This window comes from Flavobacterium sp. TMP13 (assembly GCF_050847115.1).
In the GTDB taxonomy this organism is placed as follows: domain Bacteria; phylum Bacteroidota; class Bacteroidia; order Flavobacteriales; family Flavobacteriaceae; genus Flavobacterium.
This window is the reverse complement of the sequence record NZ_CP193656.1, coordinates 3534273-3552366: the sequence shown is the minus strand read 5'-3', so window position 1 is coordinate 3552366 and position 18094 is coordinate 3534273. Positions and strand designations below refer to the sequence as shown.

13 protein-coding genes are annotated in these 18094 nt (G+C 35.5%); 10 read left to right on the top strand and 3 right to left on the bottom strand.

The window, feature by feature from the left end; all coding sequences use genetic code 11:
- Nucleotides 1-134: 134 nt before the first annotated feature.
- From ACRASX_RS15315 to ACRASX_RS15290, 6 genes are all read left to right on the top strand, one after another.
- On the top strand, nucleotides 135-572 hold the full coding sequence (locus ACRASX_RS15315; RefSeq protein WP_432221852.1) for a hypothetical protein: 438 nt from the start codon (nucleotides 135-137) through the stop codon (nucleotides 570-572).
- An 8-nt stretch (nucleotides 573-580) separates the two neighbouring features.
- Nucleotides 581-8161 (top strand): HYR domain-containing protein, encoded by a 7581-nt coding sequence (locus ACRASX_RS15310; RefSeq protein ID WP_432221851.1) that lies wholly within the window; start codon nucleotides 581-583, stop codon nucleotides 8159-8161.
- Nucleotides 8162-8186: 25 nt separating this feature from the next.
- On the top strand, nucleotides 8187-9071 hold the full coding sequence (locus ACRASX_RS15305; protein WP_432221850.1) for a PorP/SprF family type IX secretion system membrane protein: 885 nt from the start codon (nucleotides 8187-8189) through the stop codon (nucleotides 9069-9071).
- A gap of 1038 nt (nucleotides 9072-10109) precedes the next feature.
- Complete coding sequence (locus tag ACRASX_RS15300; RefSeq protein ID WP_066305785.1) at nucleotides 10110-10331, top strand: hypothetical protein; 222 nt, start codon at nucleotides 10110-10112, stop codon at nucleotides 10329-10331.
- Nucleotides 10332-10379: 48 nt separating this feature from the next.
- Nucleotides 10380-10625: a hypothetical protein gene (locus ACRASX_RS15295; RefSeq protein ID WP_066305783.1), complete on the top strand. Its 246-nt coding sequence runs from the start codon at nucleotides 10380-10382 to the stop codon at nucleotides 10623-10625.
- Nucleotides 10626-10796: 171 nt separating this feature from the next.
- Nucleotides 10797-11174 carry a response regulator gene (locus ACRASX_RS15290; protein ID WP_066305781.1) on the top strand — a complete coding sequence of 126 codons (378 nt, stop codon included), beginning with the start codon at nucleotides 10797-10799 and terminating at the stop codon, nucleotides 11172-11174.
- A gap of 61 nt (nucleotides 11175-11235) precedes the next feature.
- Here ACRASX_RS15290 and ACRASX_RS15285 read toward each other — a convergent pair whose 3' ends face one another.
- Nucleotides 11236-11883 (bottom strand): ferritin-like domain-containing protein, encoded by a 648-nt coding sequence (locus ACRASX_RS15285; protein ID WP_432221849.1) that lies wholly within the window; start codon nucleotides 11881-11883, stop codon nucleotides 11236-11238.
- Between the two features lie 523 nt (nucleotides 11884-12406).
- Between ACRASX_RS15285 and ACRASX_RS15280 the strand changes: the two genes are divergently transcribed.
- From ACRASX_RS15280 to ACRASX_RS15270, 3 genes are all read left to right on the top strand, one after another.
- A complete protein-coding gene (locus ACRASX_RS15280) occupies nucleotides 12407-12574 on the top strand; it encodes a hypothetical protein (RefSeq protein WP_197413360.1) in 168 nt (55 codons plus the stop codon).
- Between the two features lie 653 nt (nucleotides 12575-13227).
- The gene (locus tag ACRASX_RS15275) at nucleotides 13228-14397 is read left to right on the top strand and encodes a zinc-dependent alcohol dehydrogenase (RefSeq protein WP_432221848.1); all 1170 of its coding nucleotides are present in this window, start codon (nucleotides 13228-13230) and stop codon (nucleotides 14395-14397) included.
- Nucleotides 14398-14436: 39 nt separating this feature from the next.
- On the top strand, nucleotides 14437-14808 hold the full coding sequence (locus ACRASX_RS15270; RefSeq protein ID WP_066305773.1) for an STAS/SEC14 domain-containing protein: 372 nt from the start codon (nucleotides 14437-14439) through the stop codon (nucleotides 14806-14808).
- A 121-nt stretch (nucleotides 14809-14929) separates the two neighbouring features.
- Here the strand turns inward: ACRASX_RS15270 and ACRASX_RS15265 are convergent, their stop codons facing one another.
- A complete protein-coding gene (locus ACRASX_RS15265) occupies nucleotides 14930-16597 on the bottom strand; it encodes an FAD-dependent oxidoreductase (RefSeq protein WP_432221847.1) in 1668 nt (555 codons plus the stop codon).
- A 236-nt stretch (nucleotides 16598-16833) separates the two neighbouring features.
- Entirely contained in the window at nucleotides 16834-17259 is a 426-nt protein-coding gene (locus ACRASX_RS15260; protein ID WP_066305767.1) for a response regulator, read from the bottom strand.
- A 488-nt stretch (nucleotides 17260-17747) separates the two neighbouring features.
- Here ACRASX_RS15260 and ACRASX_RS15255 point away from each other — a divergent pair, with 488 nt between their 5' ends.
- Entirely contained in the window at nucleotides 17748-18026 is a 279-nt protein-coding gene (locus ACRASX_RS15255; protein ID WP_432221846.1) for a hypothetical protein, read from the top strand.
- Nucleotides 18027-18094: the final 68 nt, after the last annotated feature.

Genomic DNA, 18094 nt, shown 5'->3' with positions numbered 1-18094 from the left:
TTAAAATTTAGATTATCTTACATTGTAGGTGATAAGAAAAAGTTATCAAAAAGATCTTTCATTACTTACTCCACAACTTATTGAAATGTTCATTAATCTTAAAAAGTTCAACTTAATTAAAATACTATAAAATTATGAAAGCACTTGTAGCCGCATTTTTAATTCTGTTCTTTAGTGTGGAATATTCACATGCTGGATCCCTTAGCAAGAATTATAGTCAATTAACCCCTAACCCGCTAGTAAATTTAAATTTTAAGGAAGTTAGCAAAATGCACCTTGATTTAATATTCAGTGATTTAATTGATAAAAATATTTTTTCAAAAAACAAGATAACGATCCTAAATAGCTATGTAGTGCTAAATGGTTACCAATTTCAAAAAGACGGATATTCCTTTGCCGTGGTTGAAAAATCAGATTTAAATATAGATCAAGCCAATCAAATATTCTTTTGGAGAATGGATGTCAAAGCTACATCCGCTCACTATGAGTTTTATTTGAATCAATCAAATGATATCACGGTTAAGTATGAGTACTTATTTGAATTGGTAAATGGTCAATGGTTAATACAATAATAATAGCTATGAAAAAACAACTACTTTTTATCATTTTATTTCTAATCTCCGTATTTTCTTACAGCCAATTTAATGGTAGCAACAAGACTATTAATTCGGGTGATATCCGCTTTGGTGATGGTGCTCAGTTGTCCATTAATAATACAGGAAATGTATTACAGCCATTTTATAAGCATCCTATAGAAGGATGGCGTAAACTTACATACAGTTCATATCCGCTTGACTATCAATTTTCGGTCGGTGGCGATGGCACGAGTTCTTGGAATATCAATGGTACAGCAGTAATAAATCCTGTTATGAGTAATCAAGTATTTGATAATTCGGGTTTTATTACGACAACAGGAAATGTGGGTTACGGTACCATTAAAGTAAAAGGTACTATTATAATAGGCACTGCAACTTTTGAGTTAACCAATACTTATAAGACAGGATCACTTGATAACTATGTATCAGTAACCACTAACATTAAAAACATTGGTTCTAGCTCTGTTTCTAATTTACGTTTTTGGATTGGAACAAAAGATGACTGGGTAGGAACTACTGACAGACCTACTAAAACTAGAGGAAATATTGCCAATGATGTTTTTGCACCCATAACAGCCACTTCACAACGAGCTGGTGCATTACGCATCCAGACGACCACCGAGGGAGTTTTATTTTTTACTACTAGTAACAGAGGTAACAATGTTCATGCTGGCTATGGCCCTTTTACAAATACAACAAATCTTAATCCAAATGGAGCTATCATAGAAAATGATAATGATGGATCTTACAGCATGTTTGTGCGCATGAACGATTTAGCGGTAGGATCTTCTGACACTTTTACTTGGTATTATGCGGCCGCTCCTTTGAATGAATTAAATACAGTTATTGCCGCTGTATCCGCAGATGTTAGTGCGTCTGTACAAGATATTGGAACCAATACAGCTTTCTTAAATACCACCTCAAGTAATGCAGCAACGGGTTATCAAATTGTGGTGCCACAAGGTGCAGCACTACCCACAGTTGCGCAAATCAAAGCGGGTGTAACTTATAGCGGTGTGTCCATTATTGATAAACGATCCCAAACATTGATTGCAGGAGAAAATTCAGTGTTGCCCATCACTGGCTTAAAACCGTATACCAACTATACCGTACATTTTTTCAAAGAATTTAGAAATGCAAGTAATGTTTTGATTAGCTCAAACATAAGTTCTTCTAATTTTACTACTTTATACAGTTGTGCGCAAATAAATCAAAGAATAGACGGAGAGGTGGATGCTAATGTATGTCCAGGAGTCAATGGAACGCCAATTAGTCCAAATGCACTGGGTACTAGTTATGCAAACATTCCTACAAGTGCAAAAACAGGAAGCGTAACTTTTAAATATGACGTAAATAGCTTGCCTTCAATTGTTCCCGCTATTAAAAGAGTCTGGATCAATGGTGTTTTAAGTGGTGTTCAAGCGGGACCACCTTCTGCAATTACTACTGTAGGAGGAGACTACCTTTTAACCTATTGCTTCTATAATTTTAATTTACCTACTACAGGAAATTATACTGTCGAATTTGTAAATCCACAAAATAGTGCTGTTATGGGTACTTGTACTTTTGATAGTGCCACCGGAACGGGTTCTACGCAACCTGTACTAGATCCAAATCCAGCTCCAATTATTACAGGGCCTGGCTCTAATACTACTGTCAATGCAGCCTTAACTCAGTATGAACTTAGTACAACAATTTATAGTTATGTTGCAAATGAATCCGTTACTTGGGCTTTAGCGGGTGGTAGTGATCAAGCTCGATTTAGCATCAATAGTGGCACAGGCGTCTTAGCATTTAACGTGGCTCCAAATTATGACACCCCTTCAGATAGTGATGCAAACAATACTTATTTAGTAACTGTCAAGGCAACCGATTTGTATGGAATTAGTACCACGCAAAATTTGGTAGTTACCATAAAAAGTAATTTGCCACCTACCGTTTCTACAATTTCTAATCTTAATTTATGTGCCGGAACATCTTCGAATAGTTTAAGTCTAGTGGTTTCAGATGATGTTACTCCAGTTGCTGATTTATTAGTTTCAGGAACATCAAGCAATCCAGCATTAGTTCCAAATACTAATATCGTTTTAGGCGGATCAGGAGCTAACAGAACTGTTGTTATAACTCCTTTAGCCGGTCAATTTGGAACTAGTACAATTACTTTAACCATTAAAGACACGAATGAAAAAACTACAACACGGAGTTTTATCGTTACTGTGGATCAAAATAAGGTAGTATCCTCTAATGGAATAACTACTGTGATTGTCAATGCAGCATCAGTTTTTGTTGATAATGCGATAACAATCAATGCTTCTACCAATGTCACAAATGCAAAAGTTTTCTTTAGTACAGGATTTGTATCCGGTGACATTTTGGAATATACAGGTACATTACCCACAGGTGTTACTAATGAGTTTAATGCTGCTACGGGCGTGCTTACCTTTACAGGGTCTGTAACTCCAGTGGAATTGGAGAATATCTTTAGAAACGTAAAAATTAGAACTTCGTCCACCAACATACAAAGTAGAGAAATAACCTTTTTAGCTGGAAATGCGTTACCTTTTGAGGGTAACAATCATTATTACGAGTTTGTTACTGCACCAAATATTTCGTGGACTGCTGCAAAAACTGCTGCAGATGCTTTACTGTTCAATGGATTGCAAGGATATTTAGCCACTATTACCAGTGCTCCTGAAAATGATTTTATTTCCTCTAAACTGAGCGGCCAAGGATGGTTTGGCGCATCAGATGTAGCTGTTGAGGGCAATTGGAAATGGATGACAGGACCAGAGACAGGTCAACAATTTTGGCAAGGAACAAGTTCTGGTAACCCAGTTAATGGATTTTACAACAAATGGGCTTCGGGAGAACCTAATAATCAAGGTGACGAAGATTATGGCCACTTTTTAGCAAATGGTCAATGGAATGATTATCCATTAAGTCTATCTGGTCAAATTCAAGGTTATGTGGTTGAATATGGCGGTATGCCAAATGAACCCTGCATATCTATATCCGATATAAAAAGTGTCGTAATTGTTTTAAATCAAGTTCCAACAATTTCTGGCATAGCTAATCCAACAATTGTTTGCCCAAATTCTGCAACAGATCCATTAAGTTTTACTATTGGGGATGAAAACACAGCCTTGAGCGATTTGATAATAAGCGGAACCTCTTCTAATACGACTTTAGTACCTAATGCAAATATAGAGTTTTCAGGAACGGGAGCTTCTAGAATTGTAACTGTTACTCCAACCACCGATGAAGTTGGTACAGCAATAATAACAGTGGTGGTAACTGATTCGTATACGACTACAGCCTCTACGAATTTTACGGTTACATTTGGCGACACCACTTTACCCACTATAACCGCTCCTGTTGCCGTTACCACGGTGACCAATACAGATTGTACCTCGACTGATGTAGTTTTAGGAACTCCTGTTATAGCCGATAATTGTTCTGTTGCCACAGTAACAAATGATGCCCCTACTGCTTTTGCTTTAGGAAACACTACAGTCACTTGGACAGTTACAGATGGTGCAGGAAATGTTGCCACTGCTACCCAAGTGGTAACAGTTACTGACACCACTTTACCGACTATAACCGCTCCTGTTGCCGTTGCCACGGTGACCAATACAGATTGTACCGCTACTGGTGTAGTTTTAGGAACTCCTGTTACAGCCGATAATTGTTCCGTAGCCACAGTAACAAATGATGCCCCTACTGCTTTTGTTTTAGGAGCTACCACAGTCACTTGGACAGTAACAGATGGCGCAGGAAATGTTGCCACTGCCACCCAAGTAGTATCAGTTACCGATACCACTTTACCGACTATAACCGCTCCTGTTGCCGTTGCCACGGTGACCAATACAGATTGTACCGCTACTGGTGTAGTTTTAGGAACTCCTGTTATAGCCGATAATTGTTCTGTTGCCACAGTAACAAATGATGCCCCTACTGCTTTTGCTTTAGGAAACACTACAGTCACTTGGACAGTTACAGATGGTGCAGGAAATGTTGCCACTGCTACCCAAGTAGTAACAGTTACTGACACCACTTTACCGACTATAACCGCTCCTGTTGCCGTTGCCACGGTGACCAATACAGATTGTACCGCTACTGGTGTAGTTTTAGGAACTCCTGTTACAGCCGATAATTGTTCCGTAGCCACAGTAACAAATGATGCCCCTACTGCTTTTGTTTTAGGAACTACCACAGTCACTTGGACAGTAACAGATGGCGCAGGAAATGTTGCCACTGCCACCCAGGTAGTAACAGTTACCGATACCACTTTACCGACTATAACCGCTCCTGTTGCCGTTGCCACGGTGACCAATATAGATTGTACCGCTACTGGTGTAGTTTTAGGAACTCCTGTTACAGCCGATAATTGTTCCGTAGCCACAGTAACAAATGATGCCCCTACTGCTTTTGTTTTAGGAGCTACCACAGTCACTTGGACAGTTACAGATGGCGCAGGAAATGTTGCCACTGCTACCCAAGTAGTAACAGTTACTGACACCACTTTACCGACTATAACCGCTCCTGTTGCCGTTGCCACGGTGACCAATACAGATTGTACCGCGACTGGTGTAGTTTTAGGAACGCCAGTTACAGCCGATAATTGTTCCGTAGCCACAGTAACAAATGATGCCCCTACTGCTTTTGCTTTAGGAGCTACCACAGTCACTTGGACAGTTACAGATGGTGCAGGAAATGTTGCTACTGCTACCCAAGTGGTAACGGTTACCGATACCACTTTACCGACTATAACTGCTCCTGCAGCGATTGCCACGGTGACCAATATAAATTGTACCTCGACTGGTGTAGTTTTAGGAACTCCTGTTACAGCCGATAATTGTTCCGTAGCCACAGTAACAAATGATGCCCCTACTGCTTTTGTTTTAGGAGCTACCACAGTCACTTGGACAGTTACAGATGGCGCAGGAAATGTTGCCACTGCTACCCAAGTAGTAGCAGTTACTGACACCACTTTACCGACTATAACCGCTCCTGTTGCCGTTGCCACGGTGACCAATACAGATTGTACCGCTACTGGTGTAGTTTTAGGAACTCCTGTTACAGCCGATAATTGTTCCGTAGCCACAGTAACAAATGATGCCCCTACTGCTTTTGTTTTAGGAGCTACCACAGTCACTTGGACAGTTACAGATGGCGCAGGAAATGTTGCCACTGCCACCCAAGTAGTATTAGTTACCGATACCACTTTACCAACTATAACCGCTCCTGTTGCCGTTGCCACGGTGACCAATACCGATTGTACCGCGACTGGTGTAGTGTTAGGAACTCCTGTTACAGCCGATAATTGTTCTGTTGCCACAGTAACAAATGATGCGCCTACTGCTTTTGTTTTAGGAGCCACTACAGTCACTTGGACAGTTACAGATGGAGCTGGAAATGTTGCCACTGTTACCCAATTGGTAACGGTTACTGACACCACTTTACCCACTATAAACGCTCCTGCAGCGATTGCCACGGTGACCAATACCGATTGTACCGCTACTGGTGTAGTTTTAGGAACACCAGTTACAACCGATAATTGTTCTGTTGCCACAGTAACAAATGATGCGCCTACTACTTTTGGTTTAGGAGCTACTACAGTTACTTGGACAGTTACAGATGGAGCTGGAAATGTTGCTATTGCTACGCAGGTAGTAACAGTTACTGACACCACCTTGCCGACTATAACAGCTCCTGTTGCTATTGCTGCGCTGACCAATACAGATTGTACGACTACTGGTGTAATTTTAGGAACACCAGTTACAACTGATAATTGTTCTGTTGCCACGGTAACAAACGATGCGCCTACTGCTTTTGTTTTAGGAGCTACTACAGTTACTTGGACAGTTACAGATGGAGCTGGAAATGTTGCTATTGCTACCCAGGTGGTAACAGTTACCGACACCACCTTACCGACTATAACAGCTCCTGTTGCTGTTGCTGTGGTGACCAATACAGATTGTACGGCTACTGGTGTAGTTTTAGGAACACCAATTACAACTGATAATTGTTCTGTTGCCACAGTAACAAATGATGCGCCTACTACTTTTGGTGTAGGAGCTACTACAGTTACTTGGACAGTTACAGATGGTTCTGGAAATACCGCTACAGCTACACAGCTAGTGAGTGTTACCGATGAAACTGTCCCAACTGTAATTACTAAAAATATTACGGTAGATTTAGATGTTACTGGTAAAGCTAGTATTACAGTTCAAATGATTGATAATGGCTCAACAGATAATTGCGGTATTGCGTCAATTTCAGTTTCAAAAACTATTTTTTACTGTGATGATTTAGGCGCAAATACAGTAATATTAAGTGTAACAGATGTAAATGGAAATATTCAAAAGGCAACAGTAATTATAACTGTAATTAATACAGCTATTGATATTGACAGTGACGGAATTAACGACAATTGTGATTCTGATGATGATAATGACGGTGTTCCTGATGAGGTAGAAATTATAGAAGGAACAGATCCTAACGATCCAAAAGATGTTAAAGACACTGATGGCGATGGCGTGCCAGATTATATTGAAGTGAACGATGCAACAGATCCTAACGATCCAAAGGATGTCAAAGATACCGATGGTGATGGTGTTCCAGATTATGTCGAAGTTAATGACAGAACAGATCCTAATGATACAAAAGATGTGAAAGACACTGATGGAGATGGCGTACCAGATTATGTAGAAGGAAATGATGCGACTAATCCGAATGATAACAATGACTATAGAGATTCTGATGGAGATGGAATACCAGATTATGTAGAAGTCGATGAGGGAACTGATCCTAATAACCCACAAGATAGAACAGACAGTGATGGAGATGGAGTTCCAGATTACGTAGAAGTTAATGACGGAACTAATCCAAAAGAGAAAAATGACTATAATGATTCTGATGGAGATGGAGTACCAAATTATATTGAAATAAAAAATCAAACTGATCCTAATAATAAAAATGATTTTATGGACAGTGACAACGATGGCGTTCCTGATTACGTTGAAACCAATGATTTTACTGATCCAAATGATAAAAACAGTTTCAAAGACAGTAACTGTGATGGAATTCCAGATTACGTGGATATAAGTGAAGGTACAAATCCGAATGAAGGATCAGACAATGATGGTGATGGCATTGTAGATTTATGCGATGAGGATGATGATAATGATGATGTTTTAGACTTTAGAGATAACTGCCCTCTCGACTTTAATCCATATCAGGAAGATCGTGATAATGATGGTGTAGGTGACGTTTGCGATACTGTAGAAATTAATATTTCTCAATCCATTACACCGAATGGAGATGGAGTAAACGATACTTGGATGATTTACAATATTGAGAATTACTCAAATAATCATGTAACAGTATATAATCGTTGGGGGGATAAAGTATACACATCACGCAGTTATAAAAATAATTGGAACGGTTATTATAAAAACAGTTCTAAGTCTTTACCAGATGGTAGTTCTTATTATTATCAGATAGATTTAGATGGTAATGGAACTATTGATTATGATGGATGGCTATATATATCGTTGAAGTAATTTACAATTGGTAATTAAAATTAATATGAAAAAAATATATATTCTAGTAGGTCTACTGCTTTTAACAAGCAGTAGACTATTAGCGCAACAAGAGAGTACAATTACTTTCTATAAAGATAATTTGAATTTAATAAATCCTGCATTTGTAGGGGTTGAAGGGACTAGTAAATTACAGACGCTTTACAGGAAACAGTGGACAGGGATCAAAGATTCACCATCTACACAAGCTATTTCCTTTATGATGCCTTTGCAGAATAAAAAGTTTGCAGTAGGTCTTTCAATTGTTCATGATGAAGTATTTATTGAAAAGCAAACATTTATTGCTGTTGATTTTTCTTATGATGTTAAATTAACTGAGAAATTAAATTTATTCATGGGAATTAAAGCGGGAGGTAACAATTATAATGTAAATACTGAAGGATTAGAAACATATAATCTAATTAGTGATCCAAGTTTAGAGCCTATTTCTAGATTCAACCCCAATATAGGAGTAGGTTTTTATCTCGAGCACGACAAATATTACGTTTCGCTATCGTCTCCAAAAATATTAAATACAGAAAGAGCTAAAAAGGAGGAGGGTTATGCTACAGTAGCAACCGACAGGGCTCATTATTACTTGTCTGGGGGATATAATATATATCTTAGTCCTAGTTTACATTTAAAACCATCTGTTATGGTTCGATATGTAAATGGGGCTCCTTTTTCAACTGATTTTTCAGCAACAGCGGTGATAAATGAAAAAGTGCATTTTGGGGCAACTTATAGAACCGATAGTACAATAGCTGGAATGGTGAAATTTGCAGTAGGTAAAAATTTTATATTAGGTTATGCTTATGAATATACTGTAAATAGTAACCTTTTAGGTAAAGCTAATGGCAGTAATGAGTTCTTTTTACAATATATTTTTTAATAAATAATAGTTTTTTATTCTTAAATTATTGCGATAATAGTTTAAGAATAAAAACCTAATTATCATCGGTAGAAATTTAAAAAAAATTATAAAGTATTTATCACTTTTCTATCTGATAACGATACAAGAAGAATAGATTTATTGTAAAAATAAGAAGTTTGAATTTATATTATTAAAAAAGCCCATCTCGTGTTAGCAGCTGTTTAGTAATTTAGTATTTTTCTAAAATATTTTCTTAATGTATTAAAGATCATAATGGGGAGGTAAATTTTTAAATATGGAATTGAAAATAATTCTTTCCACAAGTTATTAAAGATTTATAAGAACAAGCTTATATAAAATCTAAAAGCAAACCTATAGCAGTACCTACCGATGGAGGTGTGCAGAATTTAAAATATTAAGTCGGTGATTTTTTGAAAACAACTAATCATGTTATAAAAAATCTAATTGCTCAAAAAGACATTTCATTTTCAAATTCTAAAATAAAAGCATTTAATAAAATTATAAAATACCAATTTTTATTGCCGTAAAATTTAGCAACGCGATAACAGTTAGAGCCATTTTTAGCGAATATAATAACTTGTACTACAAGTCGTCCGAAGTTATCATTGCAAAGTAATACAGCGGCACAAACTTTTTCAGTAAAAGTTCTGCCATTAAACTCATACAAGGTACATTTTCAAGAACAAAAAACGGTAAGATTACCAGCAAATCAAAAGGTTAAAAACATAAGTTGTAATTGATATCAGAAAAATAAAAATCCTAAAAGCCAATAAATTGCGAAGTGGAATTTTAAAGCCCCAAGTATCCTTTTTTAATTAATGGAAAAAATAATTATACACTAATTCCTTTTTAGGAACCTCGTTTATAATAAAATTGTCGTGACAGTAGCAAGCCTATTATTGCTTGAGATTATATATTTACAAATTGCTGCGGAACCAGTAAGAATATTTAAATATTTTTTTCTAGCATTCGATATGTCTTAGTAAATTTGGTAAATTTTATTAAATTTACTAAACCTTAAAAATCCAGAATTTTATGGAAGCTCGAATAATCATTCAACATACGTTAGATAGAAGTTCAGCAGCAAATTTAGCGCAGGAACTTGCTTTTAAATTGGGTTATATTGTAGAATTTGGTGCTTATAAAATGCAGGAAGGACAGCATCATTTTATACAGAAGGGTACTAAAAGTATCGCCTCTGCAAAACACATTATAACTTTGTACGATACAAGCAACACTATAAATTCATTACATTAATTTGTTCTCGAGAATGGTGATGAAGCTAAACTAATTTTCAACGATATAATGGAGATTCAACCGCCAATAGTAGTTGATTACGACACGGTTTATAAAAAATTTAAGGAAGGCTTGTTGGAAAAAGATTCGTATTACAACACGTTATTTAGAGAATGCCGAAATATGAAGATTCAAACGATATACTTTATAAAAGATGAATTTAATTCCACTTTCGCTTTGAATCAAAACAGCTACTTTGCAGATTACAGCAACCTCTTTCGAAAAAATTTACCGTTTTTTGAGTTTCATTTATAAAATTATATATGATAATATCCTAAGGAGGAAAGGGTAAGGTGTACACGATTATGATTTATAGTTTTTCATTTAGACTAAAACTATAAATAAAATTCACTCTTATACTATGACTTATATTAGAGAAAATAACATGAATAATAGTTCCCGCTAAAATTTTAATTAAACTACAAAATGAAATACAGTTCGATACTTCAAATCGATGATGACTTAGATGATTGTGATTTTTTCAAGGATGCATTAGAAGGCGTTTCAGAATGTACTTATATGGCTATCCATAATCCACTTCTAGTATTAGGTGAATTAAGAAAATTAAAGTATACGCCAGACCTAATTCTGCTTGACATTAATATGCCAAAGATGAGTGGGGCTACACTTTTGCAGTTACTACGTAAGGAGAATTCTATTAAGAACATACCCGTAATTATATTTTCTACTTCACCCTATTCAGAAAAGGAAAAAACAGATCTTCTTAATGTATTAGCATACATTACTAAACCTAATACTTTTCAAGAGTTAACTTTAAAAATTAAACAGTTATTAGAAATATAAGCGTCATAAATTATTGTTTAATAGATAAAAAAAGCCTGCACTTGGCAGGCTTTTTACTTGTTTATTTCTTTGAATCTTTTTTAGTTCCTTCTTCTTCTTCTTCTTCTTCTTCTTCGTCAACTGCATCGAAATTAATAGTGTTATAAGCGGCCTCTGTAAGTGTTACATCAGCGTCTTTTTCTTCGGCCAAGGTTTCACTCAGTAATTTAGCAGCTTTATCTTCTCCCAAAGTTTTAGCAAATGCGACAAGAGTACCATAAGTTGCAATTTCATAATGCTCAATTTTTTGAGATGCCGCAATTATACCTGCATCACGGACTGCACCAATTTCGGTTTCTTCCATGATACTTTCTCCTTCTTTTATCAAACCATCCATTGCGTCACATTTTTTAGCTACTGCCTTTTCTCCGATAATTTGAAAAACTTCCTCCAATCTAGAAACCTGATTTTTGGTAACTTCAAGATGGTCTTCGATGGCTGCAATTAAGTTTTCTGTAGTGGCATTTTTCTTCATTTTTGGGAGGGCTTTAGTAAGCGCTTTTTCAGCCCAATAAATATCTTTAAGTGAATCCACAAACAGTTCACGTAATCCCTCAGCAGCTGACGATTTTGCTTTTACCTTTCCAGCAGATGAACTGGTTTTCTCAGTCCCTTTTTTTGGTGCTGTATTTTTTTTTGCTTTTTCCGTATCTTTTTCTGTAGTTTTCATAATATGATTTTTTAAATTTCTGATAGCCAAAGTTAAATCGAGAAGCCTAAATATTCTTTATATAATTTTTTAAAATATTTATAAAATTTGAGTGCCAACTAATTTAGTGGCAGTAGTTAATATAGTTATCAGTAAGTAATTTTATTATTTTGGTTTTGTAATTAAGAAACCAATTCCAACTTTAGCTACAGTAGAAATTTTAGTATAATCACTTCAAAAATGGCCATCTATATTAGGTAAAATTAGGTATGATCAAACAAATCATTCGTAGACCGAATTAGACTGAAGTGGCAATTTGGTAACAAATTTTAAAATTATTATAAAAGAATTTTACTAGGAAAGTATCAATTTTATTTAGTGAAAAATATTTCATTTTTGCAATACACAATGAGATAAACTAATCTAAATATACAGTAGGCGGAATATGAAAAGATGAGAATTTTTTCACACTACGCCTGATCATTAAAGAAGGTGAAAATAATTTATTATAGCACAAATTTAATATTATAAAATTAATCAAATTATGTTCGAAAAGGGTCAATTAGTACAGCAAGAGTTTAGTGCGCAAATCATGGAAATTATTGGATTTGAGCCAGAGTTTATAGAAAATGTTGTCACACAATGGGAAGACGAATTTGGAACAATTGTTACCGCTAAATTTATGGAATCTCAACTTATAAAAGTGTGCTAAAAAAGGGCAGTGCTTTAAAAGTTGCAAACTCGCCAACCAAGCTATTTAAAAGTGTACAGATTTTATAAAAACTTGGATTTAAAGTTGTTGCAAATTTGAATTAGTACAGTTTCTGCTATTTTGCTATTTGGTGCATTTTAATAGTTTTATCATTGTAAGTTGCATTTAATTAGTTTTATATGGTATTAAAAGAATTAATAAATCCTATAATATTCTAAGCTACTTGTTAATTTTTGTGTATATCATAAGTATAATGCTATCATCACGTGTAATATATCATTGTGCATATAAATTTACTTTTTTAGCCTGCTAAGTCAACTTTTCTCATCGTTTTAAACCAATCACGAAACTCATCTAAACGACAATTTGTACTTGTACTTGTTTCGCTGGTATTTAAACGTAAGTAGATGTAAATTTCAAAATTGCCCAGCTTTATGAGCATTATTTCGGTTATGGAATTTTAATAATCTTCTTTTTTGCAGATCGAAGTTTGAATTATTTCGAATAGCAGAATTTCCACAACTGATCTACTTAATCCTTTATAGCCTAATATACAGTGCATTGTAATCTTAAAAACTTATTCAAAAATCATATAATAAGTTATTGGAATTATTAAACACTTTTACATTAGCAAATAATAAAACACTTATAGTATGAAAGCAGCAGTTATACATGGACAAGGATCAATACAATATGATACGGTAGAAGATCCTACATTAAAGAAGCAGGATGACATTATTATTAAGGTAACTTCAACAGCCATTTGCGGTTCGGATCTTCACATTTATTCTGGCGGAATTCCTCAGCCCCGACCTATGGTGCTGGGTCACGAATTTATGGGCATTATAGAGGAGGTGGGTACTGGGATCAACCATTTAAAAGTAGGTGATCGTATTATTGTACCTTTTCCAATATCGTGTGGCACTTGCTTTTTTTGTAACCACGAATTACCGGGGCACTGCGAAAATAGTAATCCAGATCATTATGGTCCTGAGGGTGGAGTTTTGACCGAGAAGGGAGGAGCAATGTTTGGCTATACCGATCTTTATGGGGGTATAGATGGCGGTCAAGCACAATATGTCCGTGTACCGTATGCCAATGTAAGTCCGCGTGTAGTTCCGGAGCACTTATCTGATGAACAACTACTCTTTTTGACTGACATTTTTCCCACTGGTTATTCTGCAGTAGATTGGGCAAACATCAAAGGTGGCGAAACCGTAGCTATATTTGGAGCTGGGCCTGTGGGTCTTATGGCGGCAAAAAGCGCCTATTTGAGAGGAGCTGAATTGGTGATTTTAGTAGATACTCTAGCATATAGATTAGAAAAAGGCAAATTGACAACGGGAAGCGAAATTGTTTTATGGGAAACTGATGCAAAGGATGTTGTTGAAAAAATAAGAGCAATGACCAATGGAAGAGGAGCAGACGTTTGCATTGACGCGGTCGGATTTGAACCTGATAGAAGTATTTTGGATCGGGCTAAAGCAGTGATAAATTTTGAAAAAGGTTCTGTCAAGGTATTAGAAGCATGCATGAGCGCCGTGCGTCGCGGAGGTACTGTATCCGTACTTGGTGTATATCCGTACTTGTATGATAATTTTCCAATAGGACAGTTTTTTGATAAAGGATTAACGATCAAAGGAGGACAAGCACCCGTTCAGAAACACATTGATAAACTTTTGGAATATGTAATTGAAGGCAAAGTAGAATTAGATGATATCATTACTCACCGATTACCTCTTTCAGAAGTTTCAGACGCTTATGATATTTTCAAGAAACGAATTGACGCTTGTGTGAAAGTTGTTTTAGATCCTTGGACATAATTTGAAAGTCAATTAGTAAAGATGTAAATACCTAATATCATGATTAAACATTTAATAGATGTTCCAGAAAACGTCGCCGCCTTTGCAGTACGTGCTGGCGTTACAATACAAGATTTACGATGTATCGTAATTCCGGCGCTTCAAAAATTGGTACTGGATCAAGGGGAGATAAATTTTTTATTGGAGTTGGACGCAGATATTCCAAATTTTACTCTTCATCCGAGTTTTGAAGCTTTGCTATTAGATCTAAAAAACATAGGAAGATGGAATCGGTTAGCAATTGTAACCGATTCTTCAAGTATTATGGCCTTTACTAGCGCATTTATAGCAATAATGCCACAGGAGTTTAAAGGTTTTAATAAAGACTTGTATAGCCAAGCGCGCATTTGGGTGAGCCAAACTGACCATTAAACAAGAAGCGAAAATTTAAAAGTTGTAAGGTACAGTTGCACATATGTGAGAGTTCACGTGTATAAGAATTCAAAATAAAATTTTGTACTTAACCTCGTTAAAAATTCCCACATCAAGATGCTTACAGTGGTTGAATTTTAGGTTCTACTGGTAAGATTTCATCTATTATCGTAGAACTGTTGGGAGAAATTCCAACATCCTTAATTTTACTTTTTAATTCAACTTTTTTTAAGTTACAATTGGCCGGGCCATTAATAACAATACCTTCGGCAGTAAACCGAGATCCGTGCGCTGGACAGTCAAATGATTTTTCTTCAGCATTCCAATGTAAGATTGCACCTAAATGAGGGCAAACTGCAGAACAGGTATGAAAATTATTCATTTCATCTCGATAGGCTGCAATTTTTTTAATGCCCGTGGAAACTATGCCTCCTTGCCCAGGAAGTAATTGCTCGATATTTTCGACATCCTCTTTAGTGATCCAGTCGCCGTATTGAAAAACCATGTTACCCACCTCTTGCAGATACTCTTTTGCAGCTTTTAAAGTTATTCTTGACGGACTGAATAAATCAATTTTTGCATTCTCATTTCCTAAAATAATATCAGTAATAATAATACCTCCTAGTGTGCCGTTGGTAATTCCGTTACCAGAATGTCCCGTTATAATATAAATGTTATCATTTCCTGGATTTTTTCCTATGTAGGGCAAAGAGTCTACTGGTTCCACAACTTGACCTGACCATTTATAAATAATGTCCATCATAGCAGGAAAACGTTTCTTACTCCAGTCTATAAGTTTCTTATACCTTTCTTCTTCCAAAATACATTCGGACTCCGCTTGACCCACTTTGTGATCTTCACCGCCTAAAATTAAAAGATCATATTGTTCATCAAATTCTTCTAGCCTTGCATAATGATAAGGAGCTCCTACCCATTTTGACTCTTGATCACCAGTGTCCCACCACAGGGCGTAAGGTAGAGAGACCTTGGGAATTTTGGCTGCAACAACATAGGTTCGATATGCATATTGCTTGGTGTGCATGACCACCATGTCGTTTATAGGTGTATTGGTAGCCACTACAATATGGTTCGCTGTGATATCAAAACCATTGGCTTTAGCTCCATAATTGGATACGTCTTCAACTCTTGTTTCAGTAAAAATAGAGCCGCCCATAGCAATTATTGCATCTGTAAGACCTTTCAAATACTTCATTATATGTATTTGGCCTTGTTCAGGAAATTTAATACACCATTTTCCTTCTTCCGCCTGTAAATCTGGAACTTGCTCCAACATTTCTGTTAGAAGCCCCGCAATTTTTGTTGCTTCATATTCCTTAGTAAGTGTTTCTTTAGAATCATTTCCACTAAGAAATAAATAGCCAGGAACTCTTTTAAAATTGCAATCTATATTTTCTAATTTTAGTGTATTTTCTATAAACTGAATCGCTTCCAGATGGCTATTAGCAACAAGACTTGCTTTTTCTTTTCCGAATAATTTTTCAAGCTCAAAATACCGTTGGTCTAAGGCGCAAGTAAGATGTGCTGTAGTTCTACCAGTTTCGCCACTTCCAATATATCCGTCCTCAACCAGCGTTACTTTCCTGCCCGCTTTTAACAAACTATACGCAGTTGTTATTCCCGAAATACCACCTCCGATAATTAAAATATCGGTCTCAATATTACGATTCAATTTTTCAGAAATTATAGGTTGAGTGGATTGAGTCCAAAATGATTGATTTATGCCAGAAGTTCTATTACTATCGATAATTCCCTTTGCAGCTGTATTCATAATTCTTAATTTAAATTTAAAAAATAGCACTTCTAAATTTCGCCAATTACCTGCAAATTGACTTATATAAAAATTAAGAGATTTTGCATAATTTACATCTGCAAGATTTACAGGAGAATCATTTCGTCATGTTGAGAATTCCTCATATATTTCTAAATAAAAATTAAGAGAGACTTTCAGTACCCAATATTTACTTATTCATTTAGTGTTATACAAATCTGTCTTTATTAAGTTTACTATTTAACATAAATCGGAGATTCACATTTTTGCCAATATTCAATGATGGTTTTCAGTACGTCTTTTAAATCATTGTAACTTGAAGGTTTTATAAAAAATCCTTGAATTGATTTTGAATAGGCCTCAACGACCGCGTCATGTTCTGCACTTGTGGTAAAAAATAAATATGGAATAGTCTTTATTCTTATATTCTCGTTCTCATGAATTTGTTTTCTTAATTCTATTCCATTTAAATTTGGCATGTTGATGTCTGAAAAAACAATAAAGGGTTCTGCAGCTGTTGCTGTCAAATAGTTTAAGGCTTGCTGACCGTCACTGCAGAAGATAATTTCATTTTTATAATTAAGCTCTGAAAATACATCTTTAAACATTTCTTGGTCATCTATATCGTCTTCTACAACAACGATTGCTCCATTTTTATTCATCTTAAAATATTTATAGATTATTTTTGCTAAGGTACTCTTTCATGTAAAGCAAAAGTTATCTTCTTCAATTACGTTCAATTTTCCGAAAGTAGTAGATCGGGAGTAGTTGTATATTTTGAATCGCATTCAAATAATTTCTAATGTAGAGTGACATATTGTAAGTTACCGACCATATTTTCTCACTTATTGGTTAAAAGTAATACAATCTATATTTAAACCTACATTATAATGCAGCTATTGGTCAGCTTAAATATTGTCTAGAAAAATTTAAATATCGATTTTGCAATATTTTCTTTTTGTTATCTTCCCTTCTTATCGTCCTTAAAATTAAAAAATCCTAACAAGTTATATACTAATTCATTAAATTTACAGTATGTAAATTTCTTGATGCAGACTGCGGATCATTTATAATATATAGTATAATATCAAAGGTACTTTATGCTTGTGTCCTGCAGTGCTATCTAAATATCAATTTAAAACAATAAATTATGAAAATTTTATCGGGATACAAAATCATTGCACTTTCATTTTTAACGGTACTTTCATTTTCTTGCAAAAAAAGTACGACTAACGAAACAGAAGTTTATGGGAATCAAAATGATTCAATATTAACAGTCGATACAGTAGGCCCTACTTCCGACACTACAAAAGTTATTAATCCTGGTACCACTGGTGCAGTAGGAGAAGGAACTACAGGTTCAGGAACAGCTGGAAGTCTACAAAGAGGTAGTTCTATGAAAGCAGATTCTGTAAGATCATCAAAATAAAAATAGTTTGCACATCACCTTAATGCAGTACTGATGATTCGACAAGTCCATGAATTTCACTTCACTTC

What these genes read in the sequence shown, in the direction of transcription:
- ACRASX_RS15270 (WP_066305773.1), top strand. Translation starts at nt 14,437, where the DNA reads ATGATTAAACATTTAATAGATGTTCCAGAAAACGTCGCCGCCTTTGCA.
- ACRASX_RS15295 (WP_066305783.1), top strand. Translation starts at nt 10,380, where the DNA reads ATGGAGATTCAACCGCCAATAGTAGTTGATTACGACACGGTTTATAAA.
- ACRASX_RS15305 (WP_432221850.1), top strand. Translation starts at nt 8,187, where the DNA reads ATGAAAAAAATATATATTCTAGTAGGTCTACTGCTTTTAACAAGCAGT.
- ACRASX_RS15265 (WP_432221847.1), bottom strand. Translation starts at nt 16,597, where the DNA reads ATGAATACAGCTGCAAAGGGAATTATCGATAGTAATAGAACTTCTGGC.
- ACRASX_RS15300 (WP_066305785.1), top strand. Translation starts at nt 10,110, where the DNA reads ATGGAAGCTCGAATAATCATTCAACATACGTTAGATAGAAGTTCAGCA.
- ACRASX_RS15275 (WP_432221848.1), top strand. Translation starts at nt 13,228, where the DNA reads ATGAAAGCAGCAGTTATACATGGACAAGGATCAATACAATATGATACG.
- ACRASX_RS15255 (WP_432221846.1), top strand. Translation starts at nt 17,748, where the DNA reads ATGAAAATTTTATCGGGATACAAAATCATTGCACTTTCATTTTTAACG.
- ACRASX_RS15310 (WP_432221851.1), top strand. Translation starts at nt 581, where the DNA reads ATGAAAAAACAACTACTTTTTATCATTTTATTTCTAATCTCCGTATTT.
- ACRASX_RS15260 (WP_066305767.1), bottom strand. Translation starts at nt 17,259, where the DNA reads ATGAATAAAAATGGAGCAATCGTTGTTGTAGAAGACGATATAGATGAC.
- ACRASX_RS15290 (WP_066305781.1), top strand. Translation starts at nt 10,797, where the DNA reads ATGAAATACAGTTCGATACTTCAAATCGATGATGACTTAGATGATTGT.
- ACRASX_RS15285 (WP_432221849.1), bottom strand. Translation starts at nt 11,883, where the DNA reads ATGAAAACTACAGAAAAAGATACGGAAAAAGCAAAAAAAAATACAGCA.
- ACRASX_RS15280 (WP_197413360.1), top strand. Translation starts at nt 12,407, where the DNA reads ATGTTCGAAAAGGGTCAATTAGTACAGCAAGAGTTTAGTGCGCAAATC.
- ACRASX_RS15315 (WP_432221852.1), top strand. Translation starts at nt 135, where the DNA reads ATGAAAGCACTTGTAGCCGCATTTTTAATTCTGTTCTTTAGTGTGGAA.